At 73.7% G+C, this 16940-nt stretch carries 14 protein-coding genes; 7 read left to right on the forward strand and 7 right to left on the reverse strand.

Annotated features, from left to right (window positions below; translation table 11 throughout):
• Positions 1-169 precede the first annotated feature (169 nt).
• Positions 170-1597 carry a PucR family transcriptional regulator gene (locus tag ACFXMF_RS12115; protein ID WP_380020626.1) on the reverse strand — a complete coding sequence of 476 codons (1428 nt, stop codon included), beginning with the start codon at positions 1595-1597 and terminating at the stop codon, positions 170-172.
• 91 nt (positions 1598-1688) lie between these two features.
• Between ACFXMF_RS12115 and ACFXMF_RS12120 the strand changes: the two genes are divergently transcribed.
• The 7 genes from ACFXMF_RS12120 to ACFXMF_RS12150 all read left to right on the forward strand — a co-directional run bounded on the left by ACFXMF_RS12120 (position 1689) and on the right by ACFXMF_RS12150 (position 10275).
• Entirely contained in the window at positions 1689-2726 is a 1038-nt protein-coding gene (locus ACFXMF_RS12120) for a DUF917 domain-containing protein (protein ID WP_379989149.1), read from the forward strand.
• Entirely contained in the window at positions 2723-4075 is a 1353-nt protein-coding gene (locus ACFXMF_RS12125; protein ID WP_360316616.1) for a hydantoinase/oxoprolinase N-terminal domain-containing protein, read from the forward strand. The genes ACFXMF_RS12120 and ACFXMF_RS12125 overlap by 4 nt, the downstream gene beginning before the upstream one ends.
• Positions 4076-4215: 140 nt before the next feature.
• Positions 4216-5676, forward strand: a complete 1461-nt coding sequence (locus ACFXMF_RS12130) for a purine-cytosine permease family protein (RefSeq protein WP_379989150.1) — start codon at positions 4216-4218, stop codon at positions 5674-5676.
• Positions 5677-5754: 78 nt separating this feature from the next.
• Positions 5755-7368, forward strand: coding sequence for a hydantoinase/oxoprolinase family protein (locus ACFXMF_RS12135; RefSeq protein WP_360316620.1), 1614 nt, complete (start codon positions 5755-5757; stop codon positions 7366-7368).
• On the forward strand, positions 7361-8419 hold the full coding sequence (locus ACFXMF_RS12140; RefSeq protein ID WP_379989151.1) for a DUF917 domain-containing protein: 1059 nt from the start codon (positions 7361-7363) through the stop codon (positions 8417-8419). The genes ACFXMF_RS12135 and ACFXMF_RS12140 overlap by 8 nt, the downstream gene beginning before the upstream one ends.
• A 279-nt stretch (positions 8420-8698) precedes the next feature.
• Complete coding sequence (locus tag ACFXMF_RS12145; RefSeq protein ID WP_379989152.1) at positions 8699-9769, forward strand: hypothetical protein; 1071 nt, start codon at positions 8699-8701, stop codon at positions 9767-9769.
• A gap of 86 nt (positions 9770-9855) precedes the next feature.
• Entirely contained in the window at positions 9856-10275 is a 420-nt protein-coding gene (locus ACFXMF_RS12150; RefSeq protein ID WP_379989164.1) for a nuclear transport factor 2 family protein, read from the forward strand.
• Positions 10276-10300: 25 nt separating this feature from the next.
• Here ACFXMF_RS12150 and ACFXMF_RS12155 read toward each other — a convergent pair whose 3' ends face one another.
• The 6 genes from ACFXMF_RS12155 to ACFXMF_RS12180 are packed head-to-tail and all read right to left on the reverse strand — an operon-like array spanning position 10301 to position 16801.
• Positions 10301-11452 (reverse strand): P1 family peptidase, encoded by a 1152-nt coding sequence (locus ACFXMF_RS12155; protein ID WP_379989153.1) that lies wholly within the window; start codon positions 11450-11452, stop codon positions 10301-10303.
• Positions 11449-12261, reverse strand: coding sequence for a TetR/AcrR family transcriptional regulator (locus ACFXMF_RS12160; RefSeq protein ID WP_379989155.1), 813 nt, complete (start codon positions 12259-12261; stop codon positions 11449-11451). The genes ACFXMF_RS12155 and ACFXMF_RS12160 overlap by 4 nt, the downstream gene beginning before the upstream one ends.
• On the reverse strand, positions 12237-13679 hold the full coding sequence (locus tag ACFXMF_RS12165) for an aminopeptidase P family protein (protein WP_379989156.1): 1443 nt from the start codon (positions 13677-13679) through the stop codon (positions 12237-12239). The genes ACFXMF_RS12160 and ACFXMF_RS12165 overlap by 25 nt, the downstream gene beginning before the upstream one ends.
• A 46-nt stretch (positions 13680-13725) precedes the next feature.
• Positions 13726-14790: an oligopeptide/dipeptide ABC transporter ATP-binding protein gene (locus ACFXMF_RS12170; RefSeq protein ID WP_360316643.1), complete on the reverse strand. Its 1065-nt coding sequence runs from the start codon at positions 14788-14790 to the stop codon at positions 13726-13728.
• Complete coding sequence (locus tag ACFXMF_RS12175) at positions 14787-15827, reverse strand: ABC transporter ATP-binding protein (RefSeq protein ID WP_360316645.1); 1041 nt, start codon at positions 15825-15827, stop codon at positions 14787-14789. Before ACFXMF_RS12175 ends, ACFXMF_RS12170 begins: the two co-directional genes overlap by 4 nt.
• Positions 15827-16801 (reverse strand): ABC transporter permease, encoded by a 975-nt coding sequence (locus ACFXMF_RS12180; protein ID WP_360316648.1) that lies wholly within the window; start codon positions 16799-16801, stop codon positions 15827-15829. The genes ACFXMF_RS12175 and ACFXMF_RS12180 overlap by 1 nt, the downstream gene beginning before the upstream one ends.
• Between the last annotated feature and the right edge of the window lie 139 nt (positions 16802-16940).

Below are 16940 nucleotides of genomic sequence, written 5' to 3' on the forward strand. Positions count from 1 at the left end.
GCCGGTCGGGCATGGGAGCACGTGCCCCCACGGAACACGGACTGCAACCTCTCGTCAGTATCCGGTGACCCACGAGGCCCGTGCAAGGCATCGAAGCAGGCCAACCACCGGGCGGGGCAAGCGACTTGCCCGAGCCCGCCGACCTCCCGGGCGCAGGACCGGCCGGTGGTCACATCAGGTGCGCTCGGCAGGCCAGTTGTACCGCGAGGCGTTGTTGGGGGTCCTCCAGGTCCGCGCCGATCAGCTCGCCCACCTTGCGGACGCGCTTGGTGACCGCGTTGCGGTGCAGGTGCAGTTCGTCGGCCGCCCGGGCCGGGGAGCCCTGGTGATCGAGGTACGCCTGCAGGGTGCGCAGCAGCGGAACCGCGCGCTGTGGGCCCAACGCCAGTACCGGGGCCAGGAGTTCGCGCACCGCCTCGCGGGCCGCGTCGGAGGAGTACCAGTCCAGGAGCATGCGGTCCAGGCCCGCCGCGTCGTGTGCGGCGACCGGACCGAACCCGCCGGCCGAGCGGGACAGGGCGGTGTGCGCCTCGCGGGCGGAGGTGCGCAGACCCAGCACACCGCGATGGGCCGCGCCCACGCCGCAGCGCAGGTCCGCGTCGGGGCCGCGCTCGCGCAGCGCGGCCAGGAGCCGACCGGCGTCGGCCAGCGTGGCGCGCATGCCGTCGCGGCCCGGGTCGACGGGCTGCGAGCGGGTCAGGATCAGTGCCTCGTCGACGCGCGCGGCGTTCCAGGCGACCACACCGGCCGAGCGCAGCAGGCGCAGCGCGAGCGGTCCGGCGCTCTCCAGCAGGCGGTAGCGGTCGGTGCCGGTCAGCGCGACCGGCTCCACCCGCAGGACCAGATGCCAGTTGTCGACCGGGAGCCCCAGGGCCCGGCCGCGGCTGCCCAGACGCAGCGCCTGCGCCTCGGGCACGGCCAGCAGTTCGGCCAACAACTGGCCGCGCGAGCGCACCGGGACGTCGTCGGCCGGACCGGCCGCCGCGGCCAGGGCGCCCAGGGCGAGCACCGCCCGGACGGCCCGCCCGCTCGGCCCCGGCCGGTCGGGCGCGCTGAGCCAGGTCTCGCCGTCCGGCCCGCGCGCGGACGCGCCCGCCTCGCCAGGTTCCGGCGCGCGCAACTCGACCGGGACGCCCAGCGCCCGGGACGCGGCCAGCGCCACCCGCTCCGGGTCGCCCGCGACGGGCGGCACCTCGCGGGCGGCGGCCTCCACCCGGGCCAGGGCGTCGGCGGCGCCGCCGCGGACCGTGCGGTCGACGGCCAGGATCAGCGCGGCCAGGTCGCCGTCGGTGTGCAGGATCGCCACCCGGCCCCGATCGGCCAGTTCGAGCACGGTGGCCGGGACGGGCGCATCCGGCGGGATCGCGGTCAGCACCAGGCCCGCCGCGCCGGCCGCCGCGAGATCGCGCACCGCCACGTCGAGCCGGTAGCCGCTCAGCGGGGTGGCCAACACCACCAGACACCCGGCCGGCGCGTGGGCCAGCCGATCCGCGCGCGTCTCCAGTCGTACGCCGGTCAACGGCACGGCGTCGGTCGGCCCGGCCACCACGACGAGATCGTCGAGGCCCGGACCGCCGAGCAACTCGGCGAGTACCATCACGCCGCCAAGTGTGCCGGCCGCACATGTTGGACTCGATCGGGTGCGCGTGGCACACGTCCGATACGCCGCGTGTTCGTACCTTTGACCCATGGAACTCGACACCGGACTGCTTCCGGACTTCGCGCGGGGCTGCGCCGTCCTGGGTTCGGGCGGTGGCGGCGCCACGTCGGTCACCCTCGCGGGCGCCCGACAGGCGATCCTCGAACACGGGCCGGTGCGGGTCCTGCACCCCGGGGACCTGCCCGCGGACGCGACCGTGATGACGGTCGGCACCGTCGGTTCCTCCCCGGTGATGGGCGAGCGGGTGGGCGGCGTCGCCGAGGCGCGCCGGATGCGGGATCGGGTCGAGCAGGTCCGGGGCCGACCGCCGGTCGCCCTGTTGTCCAGCGAGATCGGCGGATCCAACGGCTGCGTCGCGGTCACCTGGGCGGCCCGACTGGGGCTGCCGCTGTTGGACGCGGACAGCATGGGCCGGGCCTTCCCCCGGATGGATCAGAACGTGCTCGAACTCGCCGGCATCCGGGCCACTCCCGCCGTCCTCGCCGACGAACGGGGTCGCACCGTGGTGGTCGACCACGCCGACGGCCCCTGGCTGGAGCGGGTGGTCCGGGCCGCGCTGGACGCCTTCGGCGGGCAGGCCGCGTGCTCGGACTACCCGGTGACGGCCGACCAGGTCGCCCGGCACGCGGTGCCCGGGTCGGTCCGCCGGGCCCTGGCCGTGGGTTCGGCGCTGGCCGCCGGTGTGCCCGAGGACCCCTTGCCGGTGGCCCGCCGGGTGGTCACCGGCAAGATCGCCGCGATCGAACGAGTCGCCGATCCGACCACCGCGATCCTGGTCGAGGGCCTGGGCCGAGACGCCGGCCGGCTGTTGCGGGTCGAGGCGCAGTCGGAGTATCTGGCCGTCCTGGAGCACGGCCGGCCCGTCGTGCTGACGCCGGACATCATCGCGCTGGTGGAGACCAGGACCGGCGAGGCCCTGCCGGTCGAGGTGCTGCGCTACGGGCTTCGGGTGACGCTCCTGGCACTGGACTGCGCGCCGGTCTGGCACACCGAGGCGGGCCTTCGACTCGGCGGCCCCGCGGCCTTCGGACTGGACCTGCCCGACCGGGCGGAGGTCGGCCGATGACCGACGCGCGCACGATCGGGGTGGACGTGGGCCCCACCAACACCGACGGCGCCCTGCTGGTGGGCGAGCTGCCGGCTGCCACGGTAAAGGTGCCCTCGGCCGAGCATCCCGTGGACAGCGTGCGCACCGCCGTCGCCGCCCTGTTGCGCGACGCACCGCGCACCCCGCGGGTGGCCCACGTGGCGATCGGGCTGCGCGGCGCCGCGCACGCGGTCACCCGGCGCGAGGGCCTGACCCGGGTCGGCGTGTTGCGGATCGGCGGGCCGGTCTCGGACGCGGTGCCGCCGCTCGCCCACTGGCCCGCCGACCTGCGCCTGGCCGTGCACGCCGGCAGCGCGATGGTCGAGGGCGGCGCCGGCCTGACCCCCGCCGATGCCACCGCGCTCGACCGGGACGCGGTGGCCCGCTTCGCGGCCGGCCTGGCCGGTCGGTGCGACGCGTTCGCCGTCACCGGGGTGTTCTCGCCGATCGACGACACGCAGGAGCACCGGGCCGCCGAGATCATCCGCCGCGAGGCGGGCACCGACGTGTTCGTGGGCCTGTCCGCCGGTTCGGGCGGGCTGGGCCTGATCGAACGGGAGAACAGCACCGTCCTGGACGCGGCGCTGTCGCGACACACCCGGGCCCTGGCCGACGCGTTGACCGCCGCGCTCGGCGCACTGGGTCTGTCGGGTGCGACGATCCTGGTCGCCCGCGGCGACGGCACGCTGACCTCGCTGGAGTACCTGCGGCTGCATCCGGGCCTGGCCCTGGGCAGCGGCCCGGCCGGCACGCTGCGCGGCGCCGGACTGCTGACCGGCCTGAGCGACGCGGTGGTGGCCGACGTGGGCGCCCGGCGGATCAGGGTGGGTCTGCTGGCGGGCGGCTTCCCGCAGGAGAGCCGGCCCGGACTGGTCATCGGCGGCGTGCCGGTGAGCTTCCCGATGCCCGACCTGATCCGGGTCCCGGCCGACGACCCGGACGCGTTCGAGGAGGCGGTGGACCGGATGCAGCCCGGCGCGGACCGGCTGCCGCTGGTCGTGGTCGGCGGCGGTTCGGCCGCGCTCGCCGCGACATCGGCGCCGGCTGCCCACGTGCTGCTGCCCGAACACGGCCTGGTGGCCGGGGCGTTCGGTGCCGCCCTCAGCCCGGTCGGCGGCGCGCACGAGCAACTGGTGCGGGCCGGCGAGGCGGCCGAGGCGGACGCGGTGGAGGAGGTACGCGAGGGCGCCCGACGCAGCGCGGTGCGCGCCGGGGCCGATCCGCGCCGGGTCGTGGTCCTCCCGGTCGAGCGGGTGCCCGTCCCGTACCTGCCCGGCCCCACGTTCAGCCTGCGCGCCCGAGCGGTGGGCCCACCCTCGCCCCTGTGACCGCTCCCCGAAACGTATCCGCGGCGCACCACCCCTGTCGGTGAACCGCGGCTCCCTCCCGACCGCACCGTGCTTCGCCCTGCCCGACGTCCCCTTCCGTCCCGGAATTCGAGCCGGCCCCAGGAATCCGAGGAAAGCGCATGACCACAGACAGCAGAACGCCCGCCGGCGCACCGGCCCCCGAGTCGGCCGCCGACCCGGCGGCACGCATGTCCTCCGTCCCCGGGGCGTCGGGTGTCGACGAGGACTACCCGCTGGAACGGGTGCCGCGGTCCGCGCGCTACTCGTGGTTCAACGTCGCCATCCAGCGCTTCGGCCAACTCTCCGACCTGACCCAGTTCCTGCTCGGCGCGACGCTGGGCGCCGGACTGAGCTTCTGGGGCGCGTTCTGGGCGTTCACGCTCGGCTCGGTGATCCTGGAGGTGGTGTGCATCTTCGTCGGCATCGCCGGGATGCGCGAGGGGCTGACCACCTCGGTGTTGGCCCGCTGGACCGGGTTCGGCCGCTACGGATCCACCCTGATCGGCCTGGTGATCGCGGTCAGCCTGTTCGGCTGGTTCGGCGTGCAGACCGCGGTGTTCGCCGCCGGCCTGCACTCGTTGACGCCGAGCGTGCCGCTGTGGGGCTGGTGTCTGATCACCGGCCTGGGCGTCACCGCCCTGGTACTGCGCGGGTTTCGGGCGATGGGCTGGACCGCCTTCGTCACCGTGCCCGCGTTCCTGGGCCTGGCCGGCTGGGCGATGACCGTGGAGATCTCCCGGCACAGCATGGGCGACCTGGTCGCCTCGCCGCCCTTCGGCGAGCACATATCGATCGCGACCGGCGCGACGATCGTGGCCGGTTCGTACATCGTCGGCGCGGTCACCACGCCCGACATGACCCGGTTCAACCGCTCCACGGGGGACGTGGTCAAGCAGACCCTGGTCGGCATCTCGCTGGGCGAGTACGTGCTGGGGCTGGCCGGCGTGTTGTTGGCCTACGCGGTCAAGTCGTCCGACGTGATCGCCATCATCACCGCCTCCTCCGGCGTGGCGGGCGTGCTGATCCTGGTGTCGGCCACCGTGAAGATCAACAACTGGAACCTGTACTCGGCCGCGCTCGGCCTGATCGGCGCCGTCGAGTCGACCGTCGGCGTACGCCTGAACCGCACCGCCGTGACGATCGTGATCGGCGTGCTCGGCAGCCTGGCCGCCGCCGCCGGCATCCTGGACCGGTTCACCGACTTCCTCACCGTGCTCGGCGTGGTGACCCCACCGATCGCCGGGATCATGGTCGCCGAGTACTTCGTGACCAAGCGCTGGCGCCCGCAACTGGACGCGTCCCGCGCGATCGGCCGACTCCCGGAAACCGAACCCTCGTGGGTGCCCGCCACGATCGTGTTGTGGAGCGCGGCCTCGGTGTTCGGCTGGTTGTGCGACCACTACCAGTGGGCCGGTGTGCCGGCGCTCAACTCGCTGCTCCTGGCCGGACTCGGATACATCCTGGCCGGTCGACTGAACCTGGTACACGGGCACCGCGAACTGCCGGTCGAACAGCCGGCCCACCCGGCGGCGGCCCGCGAGATCGCCGAGGCCGCGAAGGCCGCCGGCAACTCGGCCTGAACACCCCACCCCACCCTGCCGCTTCGGCCTTCGCCGTTCGGCATTCGGTATTCGGCATTCGGCAAGAGGAACCACCACATGCGCATCGGAATCGACGTCGGGGGCACCAACACCGACGCCGCCCTGCTCGGCGACGACAATCGTGTCCTCGCCGGCACCAAGTCACCCACCACCGCCGACGTCACCTCGGGAGTCGCCGCGGCCGTCGCCGCGCTGCTCGCGGCACCCGGCGCCGACGGCCGGCCCACCGACCCGGCCGCCGTGGACGCGGTGATGATCGGCACCACCCACTTCCTGAACGCGCTGATCGAGGGCGAACGGCTCGCCCGGGTCGCGGCGGTGCGCCTGGGCCTGCCCGCGACCGAGGCGCTGCCGCCGATGGTCGACTGGCCCGAGCGGCTGCGCGCGGTGGTCGGCGGCGGCACCTACCTGTGTCACGGCGGGCGCGAGTTCGACGGTCGGATGATCTCGCCGCTGGATCCCGCGGAACTGCGCCGGGTCGCGGCCGACATCTCGGCCCGGGGCCTGCGCTCGATCGCGATCAGCTCGGTGTTCTCGCCGGCCGCCGCCGAGGACGAGGTGCGCGCGGCGCAGATCCTGACCGCCGAACTGGGCGACGTGCACGTGTCGCTCTCGCACGAGATCGGCCGGGTCGGCCTGTTGGCGCGCGAGAACGCCACCATCGTCAACGCGTCGCTGCGGGACCTGGCCGAGCACATCGTGGACGCGTTCGGCGCGGCGCTGGCCGGGGCCGGGATCGGCGCGCCGTTCTTCATATCGCAAAACGACGGCACGCTGATGGACGTCGCCCACGCGCGCCGCTATCCGGTCGCCACGTTCGCGTCCGGGCCGACCAACTCGATGCGCGGCGCGGCCTTCCTGTCCGGGCTCACCGACTGCGCGGTGGTGGACGTGGGCGGGACCACGGCCGACGTGGGCATCCTGATCGGCGGTTTCCCGCGCGAGGCCGCGGGCGAGTCGGAGGCGGCCGGCGTACGCACCAACTTCCGCATCCCGGACGTGCTCTCCCTCGGCATCGGCGGCGGCTCGCTGGTCGCGGCGGACGGCGAGGTCGGGCCGCGCAGTGTGGGCTACCGGCTCACCGAACAGGCCCTGGTCTTCGGCGGCGACACGTTGACCGCCACCGACCTGGCCGTGGCCGCCGGCGCGGCCGAGATCGGCGACCCGGGCGCGGTGGCCGGCGTGGACCGTGCCTTCGCCGAGCGGGCCCTGGCCCGGATCGCCGAACGACTGGCCGAGACGGTGGACCGCATGCGCACCTCGGCCGCGCCGCTGCCCGTGGTCGCCGTCGGCGGCGGCAGCGTGCTGATCCCGGGCGGCCTGCCGGGCTTCCCCGACGTGCGCCGGCCGGCCCACTTCGACGTGGCCAACGCGGTCGGCGCGGCCATCGCGCAGGTCGGCGGCGAGGTCGACCGGGTCTTCAAGGTCCCCGAGGGCAAGCGCGACCAGGTGCTCGACACGGCCCGTGCCGAGGCGATCCGGCGCGCCGAGGAAGCCGGCGCCCGGGTGGGCACGGTCCGCATCGTCGACATCGAGGAGGTGCCACTGGCCTACCTGCCGGGCGGCGCCACCCGCATCCGGATCAAGGCCGTCGGCGATCTCGACCTGGACCGACTCGGCTCACCGACCCCCGTGTACGACGCGAAGAACGGAATCCCCACCCATGCGTGAGATCGGCATCGAAGAGCTGGCGGACATCGCGCGCGGCGCGGGCATCCTGGGCACCGGCGGCGGCGGCGACCCGTACGTCGGCATGCTGCTGGCCCGCGAGGCGATCCGGCGACACGGCCCGGTCACCGTGGTCGACATCGACGAGGTGCCGGCCGACGCGACGGTGGTACCGGTCTCGTCCATGGGCGCGCCCACGGTGTTGCTGGAGAAACTCCCCTCCGGGCGGGAGGAGATCAACGCGCTGCGCGCGCTGGAGGCGGTGCTCGGCCGCCGGGCCACCCACCTGGTGCCGATCGAGATCGGCGGCGTGAACTCGATGATCCCGCTGGCCGCGGCGGCGTGCACCGGGTTGCCGATCGTGGACGGCGACGCGATGGGCCGGGCCTTCCCCGAAGCGCAGATGGTGCTGCCCGGTCTGATCGGGGTGCGCAACTCGCCGATGGCACTGGCCGACGACAAGGGCAATACGATCGTCGTCCAGGCGGTGGACAACGTCGAGGCGGAGCGGATCGCCCGCGCGGTGTGCGTCGAGCGTGGTTGCCAGATCTCGTGCGCGGACACGGTGCTGCGCGGCGACCAACTCCGCGACGGCCTGGTCCCGGCCACCCTGACCCTGGCCGAGAACCTGGGCCGCGTGGTCCGCACGGCCCGCGCCGAACACCGCGACCCGGTCGCGGCTGCCCGCGAACTGCTGGGCGGCGTACACCTTTCGGCGGGCAAGGTGGTCGACGTCGAACGCCGCACCGAGGGCGGCTTCGCCCGCGGCCGGGCCCGCCTGGAGGGCGAGGGCGCGATCCTCGAACTCGACTTCCAGAACGAACACCTGCTCGCCCGCCGCGACGGCCGGGTGGTCGCCACGACCCCGGACCTGATCTGCGTCCTGGACACCGAGACCGGCGAGCCGGTCACCACCGAATCCCTGCGCTACGGCCTGCGCGTCACCGTCCTCGCCGCCCCCTGCGACCCCCGCTGGCTGACCCCGGCCGGCCTGACCCTCACCGGCCCCCGCTACTTCGGCTACGACCTGGACCACCACCCCCTGACCGACTGAACCCCCGGGACGCGGTGGCCCCGGCGGACCCGAACTCCGGGATCCACCGGGGCCGTTGCCACTACGGAACGGACGCCGGCAGGATGACGAACCCGTCGGCCCGCCACGCCCGCGCCGCGTCCTGGCGGCCCATCGGGCGGGCACCACCGAGGCACGCCGGGGCGGGCAACCGCCTTTGCTCCAGGTTCCGGGTGCCCGTCCGGGCGGCCACTGCGGAAAAAGTGGTTGGCCGGAGATTGTCGGGCCTGGATAATTCGCGTTTTCGGGCGAGGGGGATGCGTGGCCGTGTTCGCGTGTGCAGGGTGCGGAGCCGTGCTGACCGCACCCGTGTCGCGGGTCGCCCTCCCCGGCCATGCCCGGCAGAGCTACGGGCATGTACTGCTCCCCGCGCTGTTGGAATCCGGTACGTACGCCGTGGACCCGGCGCCTTCCGGGCCGCCATGGCGGCCGTGGGCCGAAGTGGAGGCCGACGAGGCCGCGGCCCAGGGCGTGTTCGCGCCGGTGTTCGCCGTGTCCTTCGGGGCACCGGGCGCGATCGCGATCGCGCCGGGGGACACCCGCGGCACGGCTCTGATCCCCGAGCGGTGCGACGGCTACTGCATGGGCCTGGACGGGCGGGCCGGCCCGAACCTGGCGTGCCTGCGATGCGGCCGGCCGGTGGCGACGCGCATCGACGACTGCACCTACTGGCAGGCGGTGTGGCTCGACCGGGACGCCGTGCGGCGCCTCCCCGTCGACGGGCCCGCCGACCGACCGATCGACTGGGCGACCCTGGCAGCGGAGCGGGCGGGCACGCCACCGGTCGACCCACGCGGGTGGTGGAGCCCGCAGTGGGAGGCCGCGGTCGCGGTCGCGTTGGCGCACCTGTCCGTGGCCTCGGCGGGCCGGCCCGTGGAGTTCCCCGACGGCCTCGTCGCGGACACGTTCGCCCGTGCGTGGGACATGCTGCTCCCACCCGGGCCGCCCGGGCTGGCGGCGAGGAAGGTGGCCTTGGCCGGCCCGCGTCTGCCGGACCCCGGCCCTGCCGCGGACATCGTCCTGGTGCCGATCCACCCGCAGACGGGACAGGCGTGGCAGCAGCCCTCCGGTACCGCGGCCGTCGTGCCACTGTCGGCCGAGGTATGGCTGCATCTGGCCTTCCCCCGCGACCGGTTGCTCGTTCCGGCGACCGGCGGGCTCCCCATCGGCGTCCTGCGCGACGACCTGCTGCCGCCGCACCCGCCGACGCCGTTCGGGCCCGATGCGGACATCTTCCTCGCCACCCTCGCCCGCCTGCCCGCCGTCCGGGAGCCCTGGCTGCGCGCGCTGTACGACCGCGGCCGGCATCGGGTTCCGCGCCTGTTTCGGTGAGGGGGTGTGGCGTGCGCGGCGTCGACGGATCATTCGTTTCAGCCGATATGTTCGGAGCCGTGCGCAGGAAGGGTTGGGGTTCGTCGATGTCCGGTGACGCCGAGCAGATTCGGGTTCTGGTCGAGCGGTGGGCGCGGGCGGTGCACCGTGGCGACCTCGACGCGGTGGTCGCCGATCATGCCGACGACATCGTGATGTTCGACGTGCCGCCGCCGGATGAAGGGGTGCGTGGCCTGGCCGCCTACCGGGAGGTATGGCCGCCGTTCTTCCAATGGCAGGCCCAGGGCGCGTCCTTCGAGATCGAGGAACTCGACGTCACGGCGGGTGCGGACGTCGCCTTCGCCTACGCCCTCCTGCGCTGCGGTACGCCCGCCGAATTCGACGCCCGGCCCGGCCTTCGGCTGCGGTTGACCCTGGGCCTGCGCAAGGAGGCCGGCCGCTGGACCGTCACGCACGAACACCATTCCTTCCCCGACCTCAGCGGCACCGACCCGGACGCCGCCTGACCCCCGGCCTCTCCGGGCCTCGACCTCATTCGTCGGTGGTGGGAACTCCGGCTGCCAGGAGGGTGCGGAGGCGGTCGTGGGGGAGTGCCGGGGTTCGGTGGCCGTTGTGGCCGGTGGTTTCGTGGGCGGTGACCAGGGCGTTGAGGACGGCTTCCTCGACGGCCTGGACGGTGGCCCGGTAGAACGGGTCGATCCGGCCCCACGGGATGTGCCGCAGCGTGTCGTAGTCCTGGTCGGTGGCTGGGGATTGCGGGAAGACGCTGGTCAGGGCCCCGGCGTTGGCGGTGGAGAAGGCCAGGAAGATGTCGCCGGAGAAGTGGCTGCCGGTCGTGCCGGTCCGGGCCAGGCCCATCGGGACCCGGCGGGCGAGCGCCTTGCACTGGCCGGGCAGCAGCGGAGCGTCCGTGCCGACGAGCACGATGACCGAGCCGGCCCCGCCGGGGGCGAACCAGTCGCTGTCCTCCATCGGGTTGTCCTGGGTCAACCGCTCCCCGACCGGTACGCCGGCGACGACCAGTTCGCGTCGTTCGCCGAAGTTGGCCTGGACGAAGGCGCCCACCGTGTAGCGGGCCGATCCGTATTCGACGACCCGGCTGGACGTCCCCGAACCGCCTTTGAAGCCATAGCAGTTCATGCCGGTCCCGCCGCCCACACAACCCTCCTCGATCGGGCCCGGGGCGGCCGAGTCGATCGCGGCGACGGCGTGTTCGGCGCGAACGTGCGGGCCGTTGATGTCGTTGAGGTAGCCGTCCCAGGTCTCGGCGACCACCGGCAGCAGCCACTGCCGCGCGAGTTCGGGCCGGTTGGCGACCGTCCAGTCCACCACGCCCCGATGCACGGGCCCCACCGCGTGCGTGTTGGTGATCAGCACCGGGCCGGCCAGGCTGCCGGTCTCTTCCAGCCAACTGCTGCCGGTCATCTCGCCGTTGCCGTTGAGCGAGTAGCGACCCGCGGCGCACGGCAGGCCCACCCCGGACCGACCCCGCGGCAACACGGCCGTGACACCGGTGCGGACCGACGACCCCTCGATCAGGGTGGTGTAGCCGATCTGCACCCCGGGGACGTCGGTGAGCGCGTTGGCGGGCCCGGGTGTGCCGTCGAGGCGGATGCCCAGGGCCCGAGCGCGGGGCCGACCCGACGGCGTGACGGCGAGCGGGGAAGCGGTGGGGGTGTTCACGCGGTGCCCTTCCGGGGGTTGTCGGGTGTGGCGACGTCGTGGCCGCCGGCGTCCCGGCCGCCGCCGTCGCCGGCCGTGCCCGGGCCGCCGCTGCCCCGGTCGGGCGCGTCCGGATCCGGGATCACTCGGTCCGGGCGCAACTCCGGGCAGCCGGTGGCCTGTCGGGCGTGCGCCAGGATCAGCGCCAGGGCCCGCGCCGGCGGCAGCGAGGAGTTGCGGCTCACGATGTGCAGGCCGTAGCCGTCCTCCAGGGTGACCAGATTCGCGGCCACGTCCCGGATCGGCTCGGTGAACCGGAAGTGGCCCTGGGCCTGCCCGATTTCCAGGATCGAGCCGTACATCGCCACCTGCCGGTCGTGCAAACTCTGTGCCGGCGTGGCGTATTCGCTCTCGTCCCGGGCAGCCGCGCTGAACTCGTAGAGTACCACCGCGAGTTCGTCCTGCGGCCCGGCCGGCAGACCGCGCCGCGCGCAGGCCACCAGCTTGTCCCGGGCGTCGGGCAACCCGGCGGCGGTGTCGGTGCGGGACGTGTAGAAGCGGTCCGCCGCCTGCCGGTAGACCTGCCGCAACAGGTCGCCCGGATCGCTGAAGTAGTAGCTGACCGACCCCCGGGCGACGCCCGCGACCTCGGCGATGTCGGCCACCCGCAACCGGGCCGGACCGTGCCGGCCGACCGCGGCGGTGGCCGCGTAGCCGGGCGGCCGACGCGGCGCCCTGCGGGTCCCGCCCCGAACCGGGATCCGCAGGGCGTGCGTCGTGCGCCGCCTCGGCAACGGCGCGGGCCTCAGTCGGTCAGCGTGGCCATCCACTCCTCGATGGCGTCCGCGCCGCGCGGCAGCGCCGACGACATGAGGCGGGCGCCGTCCTCGGTGATCACCAGGTCGTCCTCGACCCGGATGCCGATGCCGCGCAGTTCCACCGGCAACGTCTCGTCGTCGGGCTGGAGGTAAAGCCCCGGCTCGACGGTGAGCACGTGGCCGGCCTCCAGGACACCGTCCAGGTAGGTCTCCGCCCGCGCCTTCGCGCAGTCGTGCAGGTCCATGCCGAGCATGTGGCCGCTGCTGCACAGCGTGTAGCGCCGGTACAAACCGCTGTCCGGGCGCAGTGCCTCCTCGGGGGTGATCCGCAGCACCCCCCACTCGTGCAGGCCCTCGGCGATCACCCGCACCGCCGCGTTGTGGAAGTCGCGAAAGCGCGCGCCGGGGCGCAGCGCGTCGATGCCGGCCTGCTGCGCGGCCAGCACGAGTTCGTACGCCTCGCGCTGGGCGGGGGTGAATCGGCCGGACAGCGGCAGGGTGCGGGTGATGTCGGCGGTGTACAGGCTGTCCATTTCGACACCGGCGTCCAGCAACAGCAGTTGCCTCGGGTCCAGCGCACCGTCGTTGCGGGTCCAGTGCAGCACGCAGGCGTGCGCGCCGGCCGCGGCGATCGTGTCGTAGCCGGTGCCGTTGCCCTCGATCCGGGCCCGCATGTCGAACACGCCCTCGATCCAGCGCTCGCCGCGCGGGTGCCGCAGCGCCCGCGGCAGGGCACGGACCACGTCGGCGAAGCCGGTGGTGGTGTGGTCGACGGCCAGTTGCAACTGCTCGACCTCCCACGGGTCCTTGACCAACCGCATCTCGGAGAGATACGCGGCGAGTTCGGCGCCTCGGCCGGGGTCGGCGGGGGCGGCCAGTCGGTCCACCTCCGGGTCGACGCCGGCGAGCAGGCGGGTGGGCACGACGGGGCCGGTGAGCCGGGCGGGCAGGGTGTCCAGGTGCGCGCATTCGACGCCGAGCAGGGTCCTGGACTCGTCCAGAGTCGGCCGCCGCCCGGTCCAGAACTCGCCGTGGCGCCGGTCGCGGTAGAACTCGCCGGTGTCGCGCGGCGACCGCGGGCGCAGGTAGAGCACGGCCTCGTGCTCGTCGCCGACCGGCTCCAGCACCAGGACGCCGTCGGGCGTGTGGTCGCCGGTCAGGTAGGCGTACGCGGTGTGCGGCCGGAACCGGTAGTCGACGCTGTTGCTGCGCACCTTGAGGGTGCCGGCGGGGACGACCAGCCGCTCGCCGGGGTAGCGCGCGGACAGTCGCTCGCGGCGCTTCGCCGCCCAGGGGGCGACCGGCTCGGCGCCGAGGTCGGGCAGCGGTGCGGGCGCCCAGGCGGTGGCCATGAAGGCGTCGAGCGCGGGGGACACCGGCAGGTCGTGGGTGCCGGTGTGCGGTGCCGCGGTGGGGTCTTGGCGGGTCATGGGTGCCCTCTCCTTCGTTGGGTTCGGGGGTGTGCCGGACCGGGTCTCAGGCCGTCCGGCTCGGCTGCGCGGACGCCGCCGGGTGCTCGGCGGGCCGGGTCCCGAGCGGCTCGGGGAAGTGGCAGGCCACTTCGTGGCCGGGCCGGCCGTCGAGCGCGGTGAGCGGGGGTTCGGCCACCGCGCACACGTCCTGTGCCTTGTGGCAGCGGGTGCGGAAGCGGCAGCCCGAGGGCGGATCGATCGGACTGGGTACGTCCCCGCCGAGTCGGATGCGCTCCAGCCGGGTGCCGTCCGGGCCGGTCGCGCCGGGCACGGCGGACAACAGCGCCTGCGTGTACGGGTGATGGGCCCGTTCGTACAACGACCGGCGATCCGCGCTCTCCACCACGCGCCCGAGGTACATCACCACCACCCGGTCGCAGAAGTGCCGGACCACGGCCAGGTCGTGCGCGATGAACACGAAGGCGATGCCCAGGTCGCGACGCAGTTCCTCCAGCAGGTTGATCACCTGGGCCTGGATGGACACATCCAGCGCGGACACCGGCTCGTCGGCGACGATCAGGTCGGGACCGGCGGCGAGCGCCCGGGCGATGCCGACGCGCTGCCGCTGCCCGCCGGAGAACTCGTGCGGGAAACGGTTGCGGTGCTCGGGGTTGAGGCCGACGGTCTCCAGCAGTTCGCCGATCCGGCGGTCGCGTCCGCCGGGCGGGTCGATGTTGTTGACGTCCAGCGGGGCCCGCAGGATGGTGCCGATGGTCTGCCGCGGGTTCAGCGACGAGTACGGATCCTGGAAGATCATCTGGATCTGGGCGCGGATCGGCGCCAGTTCGCGACGCGAGGCGTGCGTGATGTCGCGTCCGCGATACTCGATGGTGCCCGCGCTGGGTTCGAGCAGTCGGGTGATCAGCCGCCCGGTCGTCGACTTGCCGCAGCCGGACTCGCCGACCAGGCCGATGCTCTGTCCGGCCCCGACGGTGAGGTCGATCCCGTCGACCGCGCGCACCGCCCCGGCCCGGCGGCGCAGCAGGCTTCGGCCGGTGGGGAAGTGTTTGGTCAGTCCGCTCACCCGAAGCAGCGGCGGCTCGGACGCGTCCGGCGACTTGGCGTTCACGGGGTGGCTCCTTGCAGATCCGTCGACGCCGCGGTGTCCGGCGCCGCCTCCAGGTGGCAGGCGGCGGCGTGCGCGCTGCCGGCCGAGTCCGCCTGTGCTCGTGTCAACAGCGGGAGCACCGTGCGGCACGGTGCTTCGGGGCCTTCGATCAGTTCCGCGCAGCGCGGGTGGAAGGCGCAGCCGGGCGGCGGGGCGACCAGGCTGGGCGGGCTGCCGGGCACCGGTCGCAGCGGCCGGTCCAGGGCATCGGACAGGCGCGGGACCGAGGCGAGCAGGCCCCGGGTGTACGGGTGCCGGGGGGCGTCCAGGACCTCGGTGACCGAGCCGAACTCGACCGCGCGGCCCGCGTACATCACGAGCACGTCGTCGGCGACGTCCGCGACCACCCCGAGGTCGTGGGTGACCAGGATGATCGCGGTGCCCAACTGCTCCTGCAACTCCGCGAGCAGGTCCAGGATCTGGGCCTGCACGGTGACGTCCAGCGCGGTGGTGGGCTCGTCGGCGATCAGCAGGTCGGGATCGCACACCAGGGCCATCGCGATCATCGCCCGCTGGCGCATGCCGCCGGAGAACTGGTGCGGATACTCGTCGGCCCGGCGCGCGGGTTGCGGGATGCCGACCCGGTCCAACATCTCGATCGCGCGTGCCTTGGCCTCGCGCCGGCCGACGCCGGTGTGCCGGCGGTAGGTCTCGACGATCTGCGCGCCGATGGTGAAGTAGGGCGACAGGGCGGTCAGCGGGTCCTGGAACACCATCGACACCCGCTGCCCGCGCAGGTCCCGCAGGGTGCGTTCGGGGGCGCCGACCAGCTCCGTGCCGTCCAGGATCGCGCTGCCCTCGATGGTGGTGCGGGCGGGATTGTGCAGACCGAGCAGGGTGAGGTTGGTGACGCTCTTGCCGGAACCGGACTCGCCGACGATGCCGAGCGTACGACCGCGTTCGACGTCGAAGGAGACGCCGTCGACGGCCTTGACCACGCCGCCCTCGGTGGCGAAGCGGACCCGCAGGTCGCGGACCGCGAGCAGGGGAGGGGTCATCACACACGCACCCGGGGGTCGATGACGGCGTACACGGCGTCCACCGCGACGTTGGCGAGCACCATCGCGGTGGCCGCGATCAGCACCACGCCGGTGATCATCGGCAGGTCGGAGTTGGCGACCGCGTTGACCGCGAGTTTGCCGATGCCGGGGATGTTGAAGGTGGTCTCGGTGACCACCGCGCCGCCGAGCAGCACGCCCAGTTCGATGCCGTAGACGGTCACCACCGGGGTGATCGCGCCGCGCCACGCGTGTCGGAGGTAGACCTGACGGGACGTCAATCCCTTGGCGCGCACGGTGCGGATGTGGTCCTCGCCGAGCGCGTCGATCATCGACGCCCGGGTCAGGCGCGCGTACACCGCGGCCTGGACACAGGCCAGCGTCAACCACGGCAACAACAACCCGCCCATCCATCCGCCGGGATCACCGGTGAACGGGAGGTACTCGGGTTTGGGCAACCACCGCAGTTCGTCGACCAGGACGTAGCGGGCGATCACGCCGAGGAACTGGATCGTCACCGAGGCGCCGATCAGCGAGAACGCCATGGTGGACTTGTCCAGCCAGGTACCGCGCCGCAGCGCCGCGAGCATGCCGATCAGGATGCCGACGCCGAGGAAGATCACCGAGGCGCCCAGGGCCAGCGACAGGGTGGCGGGGAAACGGTCGAGCAGGGTGTCCAGGACCGGCTCGTGGTTGACGAACGAATAGCCCAGGCACGGCGCGGAACAATGCGACGCGCCGAAGTCGCGGCCGGCGAAGACGCCGACGAGGTAGTGCCAGTACTGCATCGGCACCGATTCGTTCAGCCCCAGATCGTGTCGGATCAGGGCGAGCGTCTCGGGCGTGCAGGTCTTGCCGCAGGACAGGCGGGCCGGATCGTCCGGCATCGCGAAGAACAGGAAGAAGGTGACGGTGAAGACGACGAACAGGATCAGCGCCGCGCCGAGCAGTCGCTGCACCAGGAATCGGAACATGGGGCCCTCACTGGAGGTCGGACCGGGGGGTGGCGGGCGGCTCGGCACGAGCGGGCGCCGCGGGCGGGAAGGGGAGACCATACGCCCCCCCCACGCGGCCCCACGCGGGGGCGCCCCCCCCCGGGCATAATGTGACAAT

Origin of the sequence: Embleya sp. NPDC059213, assembly GCF_042754445.1 — a bacterium.
Taxonomy (GTDB): domain Bacteria; phylum Actinomycetota; class Actinomycetes; order Streptomycetales; family Streptomycetaceae; genus Embleya.